Raw genomic sequence first — 16,991 nt, 5'->3', positions numbered from 1 at the left:
ATGGGGGCATACGGTGCTCGCGGTCGAACCGGACGACGCATTGCGCAACGCGGCCGATGCAAACCTTCGCGTCGTCTACAATGGCCGCTTCGGCCGCGCTCCCATAACCACTCCCCAGCGGCCGACTCAGTCCCGACGCAGAGGAGCCACGATGCAGAACAGGCTGGACGCCGACGCAACGAAGTCCGGCGACGCGGCGCACGACATCGCGCGCGCGAGACGCGCGGTGCTCGTGATCGCGATTGCGCAATTGCTCGGTACGTCGTTGTGGTTCAGCGCGAACGGCGCGATGCGCGATCTGCAGATCGCCTGGCATCTGAGCGCGTCCGGTATCGGCTGGCTGACGAATGCGGTGCAGGCTGGCTTTATCGTCGGGACCTTGCTGTCGGCGACCACCGGACTCGCCGATCGCGTGTCGGCGAGCAAGGTGTTCGCCGTCTGCGGCGTGCTCGGCGCGACCTTGAATGCGCTGTTCGCGCTGTGCAGCAGCGGGCTCGCGTCGGCGCTCGTGTTTCGCTTCGGCGTGGGCGTCGCGCTTGCCGGCATCTATCCGCTCGGCATGAAGCTGCTCGTTACGTGGGACCCGCGCCGCGCCGCGCAGACGCTCGCGTTGCTCGTTGCGATGCTGACGCTCGGCACGGCGTCGGTGCATGCGATTCGTGCGTTGCTGTCGAGCGTGCCGTGGCAAACCGTGGTGCTCACTTCGTCGGGACTCGCGGTGATCGGCGCGCTGCTGGTGTTCGTGCTCGGCGAAGGGCCGCACGCGCGGCGCTCGGGCAGCCGACGCTTCGGTTTGTCGGCGGGCGTCGGGCAGGTCGTGCGCATCAGCGAGTTTCGCTCGGCCGCGCTCGGCTATTTCGGTCACATGTGGGAGTTGTATGCGTTCTGGACGCTGACGCCGCTGCTCGTGCAGCGCGCGTTCGCGAGCGGGGCGCCGGCGGCGCCGGGCACCGTCGCGTTGTGGTCGTTCCTGATCATCGCGATCGGCGCGCTCGGCTGCCTGTTCGGCGGCAGACTCAGCCAGGTGGTCGGCAGCGCGCGTACCGCCGCTCTCGCGCTGACGATCTCGGGCACGCTGTGCGCGATTTATCCGCTGACCACGGGGCTCGGCACCGCCGCGCAGCTCGGGTTACTACTCGTGTGGGGCATCAGCGTGATCGCCGATTCGCCGCAGTTTTCGGCGCTGTCCGTGAAGGCCTGTCCCGCCGACAAGATCGGCGGCGCGCTGACGCTGCAGAACAGCTTCGGCTTTTTCCTGTCCGCCTGCTCGATCCTGTGGTCGACCAGCGTATTTCACGCGCTCGACGTGCGCGTCGCATGGCTGCTGCTGCCTGGGCCGATCATCGGTCTGATCGCGATGACGCCGCTGTTGCGCAAGCAGCCACGCTGGTGATGCTCGCGCTGCGTTACTTGCCGCCGCGCTTTTCCTGCCAGCGCCGCATGAACGCGATCTCGTCATGCTGCGCCGTGATGATGTTGCGCGCGAGCCGCTTGATCTCCGGGTCCTTGCCGTATTTCAACTCCGCCTGCGCCATCTCGATCGCGCCTTGGTGATGCGGGATCATGTGCGCGACGAAATCCCGGTCGGCGTCGCCGGTGTATTCGGGGGCGCTCATCTCATGCATCATGCGCTCGTCGGCGGCCTTGAAGGCTTGCGTCGATGCGCTCGCGTCGGTATGCGCCGAATCCGGCATGTCCATGCCGGGCATGCCCTGATGTTGCGCGTGAGCGGGCAGAGCCGCCGCCGCGAATGCCAAACCGCCGAACACACAGAGAGCGCGCAACGCGCGAAGGTTTTTCATATTGGTTTTCCGTTGTTGAAGAGTGTGGCGACGTGATCCGCGCGATTCTAACGGTCACGTCGGACATCGTGGAGCTTCCTGCCGTGGTAAGGTCAAGCGGAGGCAAAGCAACGCACGCCTATAATGAAACGCGACTGGATGACCAAGCCAGCATCATTGGCAGCATCACTCACTCAACGAGGCTGACAGCATGTACATCGCGATGAACCGCTTCAAAGTGGCGCCCGGCTCCGAGGACGCCTTCGAACATCTGTGGACCACGCGCGACACCCATCTGAAAGAGGTGCCGGGCTTTGTGGAATTTCATTTGCTGAAGGGACCGCGCAAGGACGATCACGTCCTCTATTCGAGCCATACGATCTGGCGCGACCATGCATCGTTCGAGACATGGACGAGGTCCGACGCGTTTCGTGCCGCGCATCGCAGTGCCGGTAACGAAAGCCGCGTGCTGTATCTCGGCCACCCGGAATTCGAAGGCTTCGAAGTCATCCAGACCGTCAAATAGCGCGGTGCTCGCGCGGCGCCTGCATGCCGGTTCGCATTCGCGCGGGCATGGCGCATGCACATCCGACGCGCATCGCGCGTGGACATCGAGCTGCTCACGGCAGCGCACCACTCACCAAGGATCGAAAACATGAAAGCCGTCAGAATCGGTTCGCCCGCCACAGTCGATAGCCTGCAGGTCGTCGATCTCGCCGATCCCGGTCAGCCCGAGGCCGGGCAGATTCGCGTGCGCATTCGCGCTAGTTCGTTGAACTACCACGACTACGGCGTCGTCAGCGGCAATCTGCCGGCCGAAGCGGGCCGCATCCCGATGGCCGATGGCGCGGGCGTCGTCGAAGCGGTCGGCGCAGGCGTGCGCGAATTCACGGCCGGCGATCACGTCGTGTCCTGCTTCTTCCCACACTGGGAAAACGGTTCGCCCGCGATCGGCGATTTTGCGACCACCCCCGGCGACGGCGTCGACGGCTACGCGCGCGAAGTCGTCGTGCTGCCGAGCCACTACTTCACGCGCGCGCCGGCCGGCTACAGCCACGCCGAAGCGGCGACGCTGACCACGGCGGGGCTGACCGCGTGGCGCGCGCTGGTCGTCGATGGTCAGTTGAAGGCAGGCAGCAGCGTGCTCGTGCTCGGCACCGGCGGCGTGTCGATCTTCGGCTTGCAGATGGCGAGGGCGATGGGGGCATCGGTGATTGCGACGTCGTCGTCGAATGCGAAGCTCGCGAAGCTGCGCGAACTGGGTGCCGACCATACGATCAACTATCGCGACAATCCCGAATGGGGCAAAGAAGTGCGTCACATCACCAACGGGCGCGGCGTCGATCACGTGATCGAAGTGGGTGGTCCCGGCACGCTGCCGCAGTCGATCACCGCATGCCGCATCGGCGGGCACATCGCGCTGATCGGCGTGCTGACCGGCCGCGCGGGTCCGGTGCCGACCGCGCATCTGATGGCGCGGCAACAGCGTCTGCAAGGGCTGATCGTCGGCAGCCGGCAGGATCAGATCGACATGGTGCGCGCGCTGGAGACCACGGGCATCAAGCCGGTGATCGACAGCACGTTCGCGCTGGACAAGCTCGCCGACGCGTTCCGGCACGAGGCATCGGGTGCGCACTTCGGCAAGATTTGTGTGGCGATCTGAGGATTCAACGCTCGCGCCCGGCCCGCATGACCCGCGGGATCGCTAGGGCCTGTTCACGCTAATAACGGGTTCCCCTGTTTTAAAAAAACCTTCAAGGGGCTGGCCGCCAGAAGGGCCGATCGCCGCGTCATGCTCCTTGCGAATACGTCGAGTATTCGTTGCGTCGCAATCCTTGCGCTCGGCCCTTCTGGCGGCCAGCGCAAGCCCGTTATTAGCGTGAACAGGCCCTAGCTCAAATGCCCCTCGCGAGGTCCGCGAAACAGACACCCGTCGCCTCGCAGGCCTGCGTGAACCCTTCGTCGTAACTCGTGAAAAACAGAGTGCGCGTCGTGCCGAGCGTTCTGAACAGCTCGGCGAGCACCGCGCGCGCTGACGCGTCGAGTCCGCCGGCCGGTTCGTCGGCGATCAGCACGCGGGTTTCGCCGAGCGCGGCCGCCGTCAGAAACACCTTTTTGCGGCTGCCATACGACATCTGCTCGAAACGTTTGTCCAGATGCGGCGCGAGGCCGAAGCGTTCGGCGAGCGCGAGCACGTCGTCGGTCAGAGCGGTGTGCCGCGCCGCCGCAACCTGCCGCAGATAATCGCGGCCGGTCTGATCGGGCCAGCTCATGCTGTCTTCCGGCACATACGTGAGCAGCGCTTGCGCGGCATGCGGCGCGGCGCGCAGCGAATGACCGCCGAGCCATACGTCGCCGGTGTCGGGTTCGAGCGCGCCGGCGAGGATGGCGAGCAACGTCGATTTGCCGCTGCCGGATTCATCGTTCAACGCGACGCAGCCGGACGTCGCGTCGAAGTGCAGTCCTTCGAACAGGACGCGGTCGCTATAGCGCTTGCTGAGGTTGTCGAATCGAAGCATGGGTTGGCGCGCAGAGGGCGATGTGAACGCGGCGCAGGATTGCGCCACGCCTCGTGCATGCCGTGCGGGACCTGCGCCACGGCAATTTCGCGCCAGTGTAGCAGCGCGCGCCTGGTTCCTTCGCGCCGTTACGTAGACGTCGGCGTGTCCAGAAAGAACTCCACCATCCGATCACACACGCGTTCGAACATCTGCGTGCCCGTCACGGTCGGGCAACCGCGCGCGCGTGCCGCTTCGATCAGCGGCGTAAGTGGCGGTTTCGTCACGACATCGCCGACAAAAGTCGTGGCCGGCAAGCGCGCGACGTCGATCGGCAACGAATCGCCCGCGCGCATGCCGAGAGGCGACGCGTTGACGACCACGTCATACGGACTCGGGTCGAGGTCGGCCGCCGCACCGCGCGCCGTGCCTCGGCCGAGCGCATTGAGCCGTGCGGTCAGCGAGCCGGTGCGTTCGACGTCGTTGTCGCGCACGTCGAGCGAGCCGACGCCGCGCTGAATCAGCGCATGGCCGATCGCCGAGCCCGCGCCGCCCGCGCCGACCAGCAGCGCGCGCTTGCCCTGTAGTTCGCAGCCCGCCGCGACGAGCGCCGCAACGAAGCCGGTGCCGTCGAACATACCGCCATGCCAGCCGCCATCGGCGTTGCGGCGCAGCGTGTTGACCGCGCCAAGGAACGCGGCTTCTTCGGCGAGCGTCGCGCAATAGCTCGCCGCGGTGAATTTGTGCGGCACCGTGATGATCACGCCGTCGACGTTGCGCATCGGCGCGATGCCCGCGAAAAAAGCCGGCAGATCGGCTGGCGCGACGTGCGCGGGCACCACCAGCGCATCGCGGCCGGCCGAACGCAACGCGGCGGTCACGCCGGACGGCGAGCGCACCTGCGCAATCGGATCGCCGACGATGAAATACACGCGCGTCGCGCCGCTCAGACCCGCGTCGAGCGACGCCGCGAACGAAGGGGTTTCAGCCCGCTGCATGATCGAATCTCCTGAGTGCAGCATAGGAAAGAACCGTCGACGCCGCTCGGCGCCGGCGCCCAAAAAGCAGAACCTGAGAGAAAGTGTCGATGACGCGAACGGGTCCGTAGAGAGCCGTCGCTCATCCTGCCCAGCTGATTCCAAAATCCTGACTTAATCGTGGCCTATTTTCAGATCATTTAGGTCCGTCTAATTACGCTTTGTCAGTAATTGTGACTGATTTTAATTGGGGTGCGGTTAGATATAGACATTAAAAACACGCGCTGCTTTTTACGCTGATAAACTGTGCGCGGAGCCAAGGCGGCGACGCCCTACGCGCGCTTGCTGCGTCCCCTTCCGGCGTGTCGATGGCCGGATAGATGGTACAAATAGGCCTTTTCCGCGGCTTTGACAGACGCGTACCGCCGGCATAGTACCTTCGGCTAACGCGGCTCACCGGGACGCACAGATCGTCGTCCTTCTGAATTGTCCTTTGAGCCTCGCCGTGTGGCGCTTCGCCCCCAGCCGATTTTCCGCAGACTCCGCCTTCCGATTTCGACAGGTAAGTTTGACAGAAAGCTTGATTAAGTAAGGGCTTGTTCAAGTCCGCATTTTGGAAATGACTCATGAAGCCGGGAAATAATTCGCTTGGGAAAAAGCGCGCACGCAAAATTGCGGTGGCGGCTGTGGCGGTGCTGATCGCGGTGTTGGTCGGTTGGGGCGTCTGGTATATCCAGCATCGCGCCGAGCCGCAGGCGCCGGCGCTGAGCGGCATTGCGAGCCAGATGCGTCACGATGCATCCGCGTGGACGCATGCGGAGAAGGATGCGTCGACGATGCTGCGCGACATTCACGACACCAACGTCGCGGCGATCGGCGTGAGTCCCAACGCGATTCTGGTGTCGCTGCGTGACGGCTCGAAGTACTTCGTCACCGATCACAACGCAACCTTCTCGCACGCGCTGCTGCTGGGCGAGCGCTCCGACGCCGCCGCGTATCAGCTCGTGTGGCTGCCCGACGTCGACATCCACAGCGACGGTGCACGCTGGACCCAGCTGTTCGACCAGTTCCGCGACGCGCTGAGCGTGCTGCTGCCGCTCGTGCTGATCGGCGGCATGGCGTGGTTCATGCGACGCGAGATGAAGGGCGGCGCGAAGCTGCTCAGCGAAACACCGACGCTCCGTTTCGACGACGTGATCGGCGCGAACGAAGCGAAGGCCGCGCTCGCCGACATTCGCGGTTACCTGTCCGATCCGAAGCAGTTCTCGTCGCTGGGCGTGCGCGCGCCGTGCGGCATCCTGATGGTCGGCGCGCCCGGCGTCGGCAAGACGCGGCTCGCTCAGGCGCTGGCCGGCGAATGCGGCGCGAACTTCATTTCGATCACGGGCAGCTATTTCAGCGCGAAGTACTACGGTGTCGGTATCCAGAAGGTGCGGCACCTGTTCGAACTCGCGCGCAAGAACGCGCCGACGGTCATCTTCATCGACGAAGCGGACGGTCTCGCGAAACGAACCGACACCGGCGGTGGTCCGGTCGAAGCCGAAAGCAACCGGATCATCAACCAGCTGCTCGCGGAGATGGACGGCTTCGAGTCGAACGAGGGCGTGATCGTCGTGGCCGCGACCAACCATCCCGACAATCTGGACGAAGCATTGCGCCGTCCCGGCCGTTTCGATCGCACGGTGCAGGTGCGTCTGCCGGATCGCGAAGACCGCGCCAAGATTTTCCGTTTCTACGCGCAGCGGCTGAAATCGAAGGCGGCGGATATCGACTACGACCAGCTCGCGCGTTTGACGACTGGACTGTCGCCGGCCACCGTCGCGATGGTCGTGAATCAGGCGGGGCTGATCGCGCGCAAGGCGGGCGATAACGAAATCGCCGCGAAGCACTTCATGGAAGCGATCAAGATCGCGCGCATCGGCGACGTGAGCGGCGCCGAGCGCGCACTCACCGAGGACGAGCGCAGGCGCATCGCGGTGCATGAGGCGGGTCATGGTCTGGTCGCGGCGCTGCTTGGCACCGGCGTGCTCGAGGAAGTGACGATTCTGCCGCGTGGCGGCGCGCTTGGCGTCGCGCTGATCACGAAGGCGCAGGACAAGCACCTGTACCGCGAAACGGAAATCCGCAACGAGATCCAGGTGCTGCTCGGCGGACGCAACGCGGAGATTCTGATGTTTTCCGAAGCATCGAGCGGCGCCGCGTCGGACTTGCAGGAGGCCTCGCGTATCAGCCTCGACATGGTGTCGAAGTTCGGCTTCAACAGCGACGGCGATCTGTTCAGTCTCGCGGCGCTGCCGTCGCAGTATGCGGGCCTGCAAATGAAGAGCGCAATCGAGCATGCGAACGTGCTGCTCAAGGAGCTCAACGAACTTTGCTACGGGCTACTGCACGCGTACGAGCCGGTACTGCGCGACATTTCGGACCAGTTGCTCGAGCACGAGACCGTACCCGGGGACACCGTTTATCGGTTCATCGCCGAGCACAAGAGCACGCTGAAGATCGTGCACGAGCCTGCGGCGGCTTGACGGGCCTGATGATGCGCTACGCGAAGTCCGACGATCCCGGGGCGGCCGGCATCGCGGGAAAGCGCCGCGCGCATCGTGTTCTTCTTTCGTTTGGCCGGTTCGGTCCCGTGGAGTGCGTCAGATGAAGGGCGGCCGGGTGGTGAGGCCGAATGATAGCGTGAGGCGCGTAGCCGGATAGATCGGCGACCTGGTTCGATCTTTCAGGCTACGTCGGAAGCGACGTTCTCCGCCGCTTTCAATACCGATTCGCCGCGCGTCTTCACTCGCAAAATCGGCGCCTCGATCAACCGCCACGACAGCACCGCAATGCCAAGCGAAATCGCAAACGACGCGAGGATGCCAAGCATGTGTGCCCACATCGGCACGGTGCCGCCAAACAACGCCTCGGCGTGACGGTTACGCGTCAGATCGGGGATCAGGTTGTGATACAGATAGAAGCCGTAACTGATACGCCCAAGACCGGCGAGCCAACGCGTCTGTAGCAGACCCATCACGGCAGCATTGCGGCAACACGCGATCGAAGCCACCAGCGCCGCGATACCGATCCCGTACGTTGCGCTGATCGCGGTAAACAGCAAGGGATCGTCGAGCATGTTCCACTTCGGCTCGGCCGCGCACAAACCGATCACGACCAGACTCAGCGCGAACAGCGTCAGGCCATGACCGAGCCAGGCTCGCACGCGGCCGCGATCGTCCTCGATCATCAGACCACCGATGCCGCCCAACGCGAGCAACCAGACATTGCTCAACGGGTGCGTATAGATCGTGATCTCATCCCAATGCGCGGCGCGCATCGCGAACAGCGCGGCAAGGCCGAGCGCCACGATCGCCCAACATGCCGCTCGATGTCGCCGCGTCGCGAGCAGCAGCAAAAACGGCGCAGCGACGAGATAGAACTGCTCCTCGATCGCGAGGCTCCACAAGTGCGAATAGCGGCCCGGCCAGTAACGCAGCACCGAGCCGATCCAGAAGTTGGACAGATACGCGAAGTGAAACGGCATGCCGCTCGCCAGTTCCGGATTCGCGAGGCCGAATGCCATCAGCACGCACATCACGACGAGCATCAGGTAATAGATCGGAAAGATGCGCACCGTGCGACGAAACAGAAAGCGCCCGAGTTCGGTGCGGAAACAGCTGTCGCCCTCTTCGATGCGCGCGCGCCGCGACGACAGGATGCCGATGATCAGAAAGCCGCTCAGCGCAAAGAAGATCCACACGCCGAGATGCCCGATTTCGCCGATGTCGCCGAAGAGTCGATGCTGCAGAAACACCATCAGCACAGCGATCGCGCGCAATCCATCGAATCCGGCAATTCTGTTTTTCATAAACCTCTATTCGCAAAGCGGCGGAAAAGCACGAAAACATCGTACGGGGAAAAAATGCGAAAAAAATCGCAGCGCGCGTTCGACGATTTATTTTCGAGGCTCGCGTCCATCCATGAAGACGGGGGTCCCTGTTTCGTGCATGAAAAGCCGCAAAACTTTCCGCGTGTTCGCTAAAGACGCGCCTAGTATTACCAGTCGCCAACGACTCCATTTCAGAAAGCCGTTGTGAAAGCGAACATTAGAGGCGCATCGTCAGCGCCTTCGCCTGCGTCATAGGTGATGCATTGAACGATCGAGTCTTTTGTCGTTCGCACAGGTCGGCACGCTGATGGGCACTGTCACGATGCTGAGATGTTCGAGTAGGATCGCGTGATGAAGAATGAAAAATCGCTTTACCACGGTCATCGCTTTCCAGCGGCGGTCATCAGTTCCGCGGTCCGCTGGTATTTCAGGTTTCAGCTCAGCCTGCGTGATATCGAAGAGCTGCTATTCGAGCGGGGGTTATCGTCAGCTACGAAACAGTCCGACGCTGGTGCGATAAATTCGGTGCCCGTTTCGCCCACCGTGTGAAAGCGGCGCGTCGCAAGCCCGGCACGACATGGCACCTTGACGAAGGTGTGTCACGAACACAAGCGAAAGCTTGTGGTGCTGTACTGAAGATGGGAGTTGGCCTCCCGGAGTCGGCTTGCAGGAGCAGGCTCCAAACCGCCCGGTGCTGCTGCGTTCAAAAGGCGTGGTGGTGAGCGACCGCGGAAAAGTCATCCATCAGGGTGGCAGGTACGTGTTGAGAAGATGAGCGAAAGCAAACCGTTCGATGACGCGTCGTTAAGGTGTTAAAGCGCTGTCAAAACTGGAGCCGCTTCGTCGCTCCAGGATCAGTCAGGACGAGACCTGCTTACGGACCTGATGGCAGTCGGCGTAAAGGCGGCATGAGCTCAACACAGGCTTCAGTACGGAACGTGAGAACCTTGTTGCGGATGCAAAGGGAAATGACAAATGGCAGACACCATAAGGAAGAATACCGATGCCGCAACGAGGGGCGGAGCTGCCCGTAGTAGTGCTGAAGCCCTTGTAATGAGGGTGGAGCGAAGGGGTGGCGTTATCCGGTTGACGAAGGTCACCAACCTGCATGGTGGGGATGAGTGACATGACCTCAACGAAACCGTATTGCATTGCGAAGCGCACGGTGTGGGAAGCGTATCAGCTGGTGAGGGCCAACCGGGGTGCTGCAGGCGTGGACGATGAAACGATCGCCATGTTCGAGCAGCACCTGTCGGGCAATCTGTACAAGTTGTGGAACCGGATGTCGTCGGGTTCGTATTTCCCGCCCCCGGTGAAGCAGGTTGAGATACCGAAAGCCAAGGGTGGTACCAGAAAGCTGGGCGTGCCCACCGTGTCAGATCGAGTGGCCCAGACGGTTGTCAAGCTCATGATCGAGCCGATACTTGAGCCGATATTCCATGAAGATTCTTATGGGTACCGGCCTTGGAGATCGGCGAAACAGGCGGTTGCGGTAACGCGTGAGCGCTGCTGGAAATACGACTGGGTCGTTGAGTTTGACATCAAGGCGGCATTCGATCAGATTGATCATGGCCTCCTGCTCAAGGCGGTGCGTAGGCACATCAAGGTGGACTGGATCCTGCTGTATATCGAGCGGTGGCTGACTGCGCCGTTCGAGACTGCGGACGGAGCGAGACTGCCACGGGTGCGCGGTACACCCCAGGGCGGAGTGGTCAGCCCGATGCTGATGAATCTGTTCATGCACTATGCGCTTGACACATGGATGCAGCGACACCTCCCGCAATGTCCCTTTGCGCGTTATGCCGATGATGCGGTGGTCCACTGCCGCAGTGAGGCGCAGGCGCAGGAGGTCATGCATGCCATTGCCTCGCGGCTGGCGGAATGCGGGTTGGAGATGCATCCCGAAAAGTCAGGCATCGTGTATTGCAGGGACCGAAGCCGTACTCAAGCCTACCCGAATGTGACCTTCACATTTCTGGGTTTCCTGTTTCGTCCGCGAAGGGTGATGACCAGGTCTGGGCAGCTCTCAACGAGCTTTCTGCCCGGCGTGAGTCGTGATGCCCTGAAACGGATGAGACAGACAGTGCGGGGGTGGCGGCTACCTCGTCAGACGTTCAGGTCACTGGTCGAACTGGCCGATCAATGCAATCCCACGATACGTGGTTGGTGGAACTATTACGGGGCTTTCTATCGGACGGCCATGCAGGGGCTCGGTCGGTATCTGGACCGCAAGCTCGCACGCTGGGCCCGGTGCAAGTACAAAACACTACGACGGCATAAGCGGCGTAGCGACGAGTGGTTGCACAAGATGAGGAAGGCGTACCCGCGACAGTTTGTGCACTGGCAGTTTCTGGGGGTAAAGGTTGGATAACGGGAGCCGTGTAAATCGCGAGGTTTACGCACGGTTCTGCGAGAGGCTCGGGGTGAAATCCCCCGGGCCTACTTACCTATTTGTGACGTTGCGCGGCGAGCCTTACCTGCTGTGGCGCGCTGTTGATCAATCGTGAAAAAGCGGGAGAGGGCACACGCACCCTTTCCCGCCGACCGCTTACCACTGATACGAGGCACCAATCCCGGCAGTCGTGCCACCCGCGGACATCCCAACACCCGCTTTCACCTTGATGTTGTCCTTGATACGAGCCGTACCGCCCAGTGCGATCGCCTGATAACCGTTGTAAGTCGCTGCCGCGATACCGAACGACAGTTTCTTGCCTTGATCGACTTCTGGAATCATCGTCAGCGCGGTAGCGGCGGCGATTCCCGAGTAGGCGTTCCTGGCGAGATTGTTGACCGCCTGGTTGGTCGCGTTGATACGCTGATCGGTGTAGTTGTTGGCCTGCTGAACGCCTTGTGCGACCGAGCTGTTCATCTGACCGACATTGACTGCATCCGTGTCCGCCGTACCCGCTGCGACGTTGGTGATCTGGCGTTCGTGACCCGCTGAACCCACCGATACCGAGTTATCGCGATCCGTCACCGAGCCCTGACCCAACGCCACCGAGTTCGCATTGCCAGCCTGCGAGCCCGTGCCGATCGCCGTCGAGTTGACGCCGGTCGCCGCCGCATTGGTGCCCACTGCCACCGCGTTCTCTGCTGCGGCGCTGGCGTTTGCCCCAACCACCGTGCTGCCCGCACCGGTACCCGGCATCGCCGCGTTAGCCACTGCTTCACTGTTGCGGTCCGACGACGAAACATCCGGGGTGACCGGCTGGATGTTCGACACCTGGGAACCGAGATCCTTCACCTGGCCGTTGAGATCCGTCACCTGGTCCTGCAACGCCGACAGCTGGCCGTAGTTTACCGCGTCATACTGGCTCGTGCCGTTCGCCACATTGGTCAGGATCACCGGACCTGCGCTCTGGCCTCCACCCAGCGTCACGGAACCGAAGTTCACCGAACCGTCACCGTTACGGTCGTACTGCACCGCGCCCGACAGTTGCGTGCCGACATCGCCCACCTGGTTCTGCAGCTTCGTGATGTCCGTGGTGTTCTGCGTGACCCGGTCATCCAGGTTGGTGACGGCATCGCCTACGCTATGCACGGTCGTACCGCCCACGCTGTAGCTCGGTGCGCTGATCGTGCCGTCCGCGTTCACGGTCGAGCCGCCACCCAGACCAGCGGCCACGCTCGCCGAGTTCGCATATAGCTGGCTGCCGTTGACGGCTTCCTTGCTGCCCGCTGCAATCGCACCGTCGGCAACGCCGCTCAGCGAGCGCGCGCCATCGGTGCCACCGAAGTCCACCGTCGTGCCGTCCAGGTCCCTGGCCACCGTGATGGCCTTGCTGGTCGCGTCCTGCTGCACCAGGCCGACGCTGCCGCCGTCCAGCTGCTGCGTCAGGTTCGTGACCGAGCCTTCCACGTTGGTCACGCGGCCGTCGATGGTGGTGATCGCCGTCGTGTTGGCCGTCACGTTCTGGTTGGTCGCGTGCAGCTGCGAACCGTTCACCGCTTCGGTGCTGGTGTCGCTCAGCGCACCGGCCTTCACGCCGCTCAGCGTGCGCGCGCCCTCAGTGCCACCGAAATCCACCGTCGTGCCGTCCAGGTCCCTGGCCACCGTGATGGTCTTGCTGGTCGCGTCCTGCTGCACCAGGCCGACGCTACCGCCGTCCAGCTGCTGCGTCAGGTTCGTGACCGAGCCTTCCACGTTGGTCACGCGGCCGTCGATGGTGGTGATCGCCGTCGTGTTGGCCGTCACGTTCTGGTTGGTCGCGTGCAGCTGCGAACCGTTCACCGCTTCGGTGCTGGTGTCGCTCAGCGCACCGGCCTTCACGCCGCTCAGCGTGCGCGCGCCCTCAGTTCCACCGAAGTCCACCGTCGTGCCGTCCAGGTCCCTGGCCACCGTGATGGCCTTGCTGGTCGCGTCCTGCTGCACCAGGCCGACGCTGCCGCCGTCCAGCTGCTGCGTCAGGTTCGTGACCGAGCCTTCCACGTTGGTCACGCGGCCGTCGATGGTGGTGATCGCCGTCGTGTTGGCCGTCACGTTCTGGTTGGTCGCGTGCAGCTGCGAACCGTTCACCGCTTCGGTGCTGGTGTCGCTCAGCGCACCGGCCTTCACGCCGCTCAGCGTGCGCGCGCCCTCAGTTCCACCGAAGTCCACCGTCGTGCCGTCCAGGTCCCTGGCCACCGTGATGGCCTTGCTGGTCGCGTCCTGCTGCACCAGGCCGACGCTGCCGCCGTCCAGCTGCTGCGTCAGGTTCGTGACCGAGCCTTCCACGTTGGTCACGCGGCCGTCGATGCTGGTGATCGCAGCCGTGTTGGCCGCGATGTTCGTCGCGTTGGCCGTCACGCTCAGGTTGGTCGCGTGCAACTGTGAACCGTTCACCGCGTCCGTGCTCGTCGCGCTCAGGCGGCCTGCGGCCACGTTCGTGATCGTGCGCTCGTTACCTGCGCTGCCCACGCTCACCGTGCTCGCCGGGTTCGCACCGGCGAACGCATAATCCGTCCCGCCGATGGTCGCTCCACTGGTGCCCACCGCCGCAGACGTCGTCGAGCCTGCGCCCAGCGCTACCGAGCCCTTCTCCGTTGCAGAAGCATCGGCGCCCAGTGCCGTTGCCCTATCCACGGTCGTAGCAGCGTACGCACCAAGCGCAATAGCATCTATGCCTGCCGCCTGAGCGTGCGAACCGATCGCAATGGCCCAGCCGCCTGCCGCCTGAGCGGACGTACCGATCGCAGTGGCTGAGGCGCCTGCCGCATCAGCCATTGCACCAACCGCAGTGGCGTGGTCGCCTGCCGCCTCAGCGGACGAACCGATCGCAGTTGCGACGAACCCGCTTGCAGCAGCCGCCTGACCAAGCGCAGTGGCGTAGGCGGCTGCCGCCTGAGCGTGATTACCGATTGCAGTCGAGTTTCCCCCGCTGGCCGTGGCAGAGGCGCCCAGCGCCACATCATTCGTGTTGTTCGACACCGCGCCCATACCGATCGCCACCGAATCCTGACCCACTGCCGACGAATCCTCACCCGTCGAGTTCGCGTGGAAGTACTTCGTGCCCTTCTCGTACACGTCGGTGACCTGGCCACCGATATTCGTCACCTGGTCGTCCAGGCTGGTGATCAAGTTGGTGTTCTGGTCCACCTGCTGGTTCGTGGCGTACAGCTGCGAACCGTTCACCGCTTCGGTGCTGGTGTCGCTCAGCGCACCGGCCTTCACGCCGCTCAGCGTGCGCGCGCCCTCAGTGCCACCGAAATCCACCGTCGTGCCGTCCAGATCCCTGGCCACCGTTATGTTCCGGGTCGCTGCGTCGTGCTGCACCAGACCGATCGTGCCGTCGTTCAGGCTGTTGGTGACGTTCGTGATGTCGCCACTCATCTTCGTGATGTCGGCTTTGTTGATCGCGATGTCCTTGCTGTTGTCGAGCGCGATGTTGTGGATCATCACTAGGCCATCGTTGAGGTTATCCATCAATGTGGCGTTGCGGCGCACGCTTTCGTCGATGTTGGCAAACGCGTCACCCACGTTGTTGACCGTCGTACCGCCCACGCTGTAGCTCGGCGCGCTGATCGTGCCGTCCGACTCGATCGCCGCCCCACCGCCTAGCGCATTCACCACTCCGCCGAGCTGGCTCAGATTGACGGCATCCGTACTTTGGGTACCTGCAGCCAGGTTCACAATCTGGCGTTGGCCGGTGGACGTGCCTACCGACACCGTATTCGCCCGGTCGGCCACCGAATTCACGCCCAAAGCTACGCTATTGGTCGCGGTGACCGTGCTCCCGAAACCGAGCGCCACAGAATCTGAGGCACTCACGGTTGAAGCTGGGCCGAAAGCTGCCGAGCGATCACCGTTGACAACGGCCATTTCGCCGAGCGCAATCGTGCCACCCCCGTTCGCCTCGGCTGAATCGCCGATGGCAATGGCCGAGCTACCGTCATAATTAACGTCGCCTTTAGCGTTTGCACCAGCACCAATCGCTATCGATCCAGGAGTGCTGGCAGAAGCAGCGACGGCGGTGCTGGTCGAATTGTCAATAGCAATGTTGCCATAGGCGCCAATAGGGTTCGCAACTTTAGCAGCAGCATTCCCACTGTAGCCGGCAATCACACCCAAGGCTACGCCGATGCTACCCATCACGCAGCGTGACTTGCTGCGCTTGCCGCGACGTGCAGTGTGCTCGGATGCAGCCACCCACGACCCAAGGGCTTCACTCCAGATGCTGACATAGGACTTGTTCATGACATGATTCCTTTTAAAGTTTGAAAAAGAACTGAGGTATGCGAACTAATGCCAAATCGCCGTTGCCATTTCTTGCTGTTCGATATCAGCTGCAAAAACGGGGGCGATGACGATCCAGAAAGCTCATGGCCGCAGTAAGAATCGGCCAGATTTCTGCCGAGTCAATCTGGGGCAGGCCTTTGCTAAATCTCTGTAACTGGGTTCAGTCTATATTTTTGAGATTGGATAAAAATAGGACCGGTCCGAATCGGCGCGGGCCGGTATTTGAGCGCTGCAGCGCTTGAGATGGCGGCACTGCCTGCTAACGCGGAGAGCGTGGCAAGGTCAGAAATCTTGACGGGACGGCAGATAGTGGAAAGGGTGCCCTATGTGTTTCATCAACTGTCAACAGTTCAGCGATGCCCGTCGCCAATGCTTGCGCTGACGAGTGCAACCGCGCGCCGAACGGGTTTCAGTCGAGCTTCACGTAACAGGCGACGACCAGAAGTGAAGGCGGGGACAGGCGCAAACCGCAACGCCGCCCGCCACAGGCGGCTCAATCGACATCAAACACGCAACGAGTCGGAATCGCCGTATGATGCGGAAATCATTTCTTGCGTCCCTGATTCAGGTCCGCCATGCCATCACAGAGCACAGATTCCAGCAGGCATGGACGCGTGGTTCACACGCTCAACCGCGACTCACGCGTTGATGAGCCGAGCAGGCTGAACCGCTATCAGCGGACGCTCGTCATGGGCGCGGGCGTCGCGGTCTCGTTTGTCCTGGTGCTGTTGACCGGCGTTGTGCTGAAATCGACGGTCACGGACTACGTCGAGGATCGCTATACCGATTTCGCTCTCCGGCAGACTCGCCTGCAGCTGGAGTTTCTCGAGCGGGAAAGAACGCTGAGAGCCGCCATCCTCCATGAAGATATCGAGTTCAGTCCCGTGTTGATCAACAGCGCGCCACAGCAGGTAAGGCTCGCCGCGCAACGTCACAAATACTTCTGCCGTGCACGCCGCAGAGCCCCAACTGTGGTCAAGCGGTTAGGTGAGGACAGGAGTGCGACATGGTTTCCGCCAGCCACCGATCCCTTCAGCGAACAGCCCGCCATCCGGCTGGTCATGCCGGCCTTCGCTTGAGCGCGAAGTGCTGACGGATCGGACCGAAGCTCGATAAGAAAGCCTGCGTGCGTTCAGGATCGCACCCGCT

The 16,991-nt window shown here is 62.7% G+C and carries 10 protein-coding genes and 4 pseudogenes; 6 read left to right on the top strand and 8 right to left on the bottom strand.

Annotation, left to right across the window (positions count from 1 at the left end; all coding sequences use genetic code 11):
- Window positions 1-151: 151 nt before the first annotated feature.
- Complete coding sequence (locus OKW37_RS34180; RefSeq protein WP_090809240.1) at window positions 152-1,393, top strand: MFS transporter; 1,242 nt, start codon at window positions 152-154, stop codon at window positions 1,391-1,393.
- A gap of 13 nt (window positions 1,394-1,406) precedes the next feature.
- Here OKW37_RS34180 and copM read toward each other — a convergent pair whose 3' ends face one another.
- Entirely contained in the window at window positions 1,407-1,802 is a 396-nt protein-coding gene (gene copM / locus OKW37_RS34175; protein ID WP_429403571.1) for a CopM family metallochaperone, read from the bottom strand.
- A gap of 190 nt (window positions 1,803-1,992) precedes the next feature.
- Here copM and OKW37_RS34170 point away from each other — a divergent pair, with 190 nt between their 5' ends.
- Complete coding sequence (locus OKW37_RS34170; RefSeq protein WP_429403570.1) at window positions 1,993-2,307, top strand: antibiotic biosynthesis monooxygenase family protein; 315 nt, start codon at window positions 1,993-1,995, stop codon at window positions 2,305-2,307.
- Between the two features lie 129 nt (window positions 2,308-2,436).
- Complete coding sequence (locus OKW37_RS34165) at window positions 2,437-3,444, top strand: zinc-dependent alcohol dehydrogenase family protein (protein WP_184060461.1); 1,008 nt, start codon at window positions 2,437-2,439, stop codon at window positions 3,442-3,444.
- A 232-nt stretch (window positions 3,445-3,676) separates the two neighbouring features.
- Here the strand turns inward: OKW37_RS34165 and OKW37_RS34160 are convergent, their stop codons facing one another.
- A complete protein-coding gene (locus OKW37_RS34160; RefSeq protein ID WP_184060463.1) occupies window positions 3,677-4,300 on the bottom strand; it encodes an ABC transporter ATP-binding protein in 624 nt (207 codons plus the stop codon).
- 128 nt (window positions 4,301-4,428) lie between these two features.
- Window positions 4,429-5,277, bottom strand: a complete 849-nt coding sequence (locus OKW37_RS34155; protein WP_429403569.1) for a shikimate dehydrogenase family protein — start codon at window positions 5,275-5,277, stop codon at window positions 4,429-4,431.
- Between the two features lie 605 nt (window positions 5,278-5,882).
- On the opposite strand from OKW37_RS34155, the gene OKW37_RS34150 reads away from it, so the two are divergent.
- On the top strand, window positions 5,883-7,781 hold the full coding sequence (locus OKW37_RS34150) for an ATP-dependent metallopeptidase FtsH/Yme1/Tma family protein (protein ID WP_187614289.1): 1,899 nt from the start codon (window positions 5,883-5,885) through the stop codon (window positions 7,779-7,781).
- A gap of 200 nt (window positions 7,782-7,981) precedes the next feature.
- On the opposite strand, the gene OKW37_RS34145 is transcribed toward OKW37_RS34150, so the two are convergent.
- Entirely contained in the window at window positions 7,982-9,106 is a 1,125-nt protein-coding gene (locus OKW37_RS34145) for an acyltransferase family protein (protein ID WP_429403568.1), read from the bottom strand.
- 372 nt (window positions 9,107-9,478) lie between these two features.
- On the opposite strand from OKW37_RS34145, the pseudogene OKW37_RS34140 reads away from it, so the two are divergent.
- Both OKW37_RS34140 and ltrA read left to right on the top strand, forming a co-directional pair.
- Window positions 9,479-9,720, top strand: a pseudogene (locus OKW37_RS34140) (IS6 family transposase); the annotation flags it as partial.
- A gap of 524 nt (window positions 9,721-10,244) precedes the next feature.
- On the top strand, window positions 10,245-11,498 hold the full coding sequence (gene ltrA / locus OKW37_RS34135) for a group II intron reverse transcriptase/maturase (protein WP_429401014.1): 1,254 nt from the start codon (window positions 10,245-10,247) through the stop codon (window positions 11,496-11,498).
- Between the two features lie 177 nt (window positions 11,499-11,675).
- Here the strand turns inward: ltrA and OKW37_RS34130 are convergent, their stop codons facing one another.
- The 4 genes and pseudogenes from OKW37_RS34130 to OKW37_RS34115 all read right to left on the bottom strand — a co-directional run.
- Complete coding sequence (locus tag OKW37_RS34130) at window positions 11,676-15,425, bottom strand: YadA family autotransporter adhesin (protein ID WP_429404363.1); 3,750 nt, start codon at window positions 15,423-15,425, stop codon at window positions 11,676-11,678.
- A gap of 285 nt (window positions 15,426-15,710) precedes the next feature.
- Window positions 15,711-15,800, bottom strand: a pseudogene (locus OKW37_RS34125) (ESPR domain-containing protein); the annotation flags it as partial.
- An 899-nt stretch (window positions 15,801-16,699) separates the two neighbouring features.
- Window positions 16,700-16,786: pseudogene (locus tag OKW37_RS34120) on the bottom strand (IS6 family transposase); the annotation flags it as partial.
- 127 nt (window positions 16,787-16,913) lie between these two features.
- Window positions 16,914-16,982, bottom strand: a pseudogene (locus tag OKW37_RS34115) (transposase); the annotation flags it as partial.
- Between the last annotated feature and the right edge of the window lie 9 nt (window positions 16,983-16,991).

Origin of the sequence: Paraburkholderia sp. MM5482-R2 (assembly GCF_050436125.1) — a bacterium.
In the GTDB taxonomy this organism is placed as follows: Bacteria; Pseudomonadota; Gammaproteobacteria; order Burkholderiales; family Burkholderiaceae; genus Paraburkholderia; species Paraburkholderia tuberum.
This window is presented reverse-complemented; position numbering and strand designations above follow the sequence as displayed.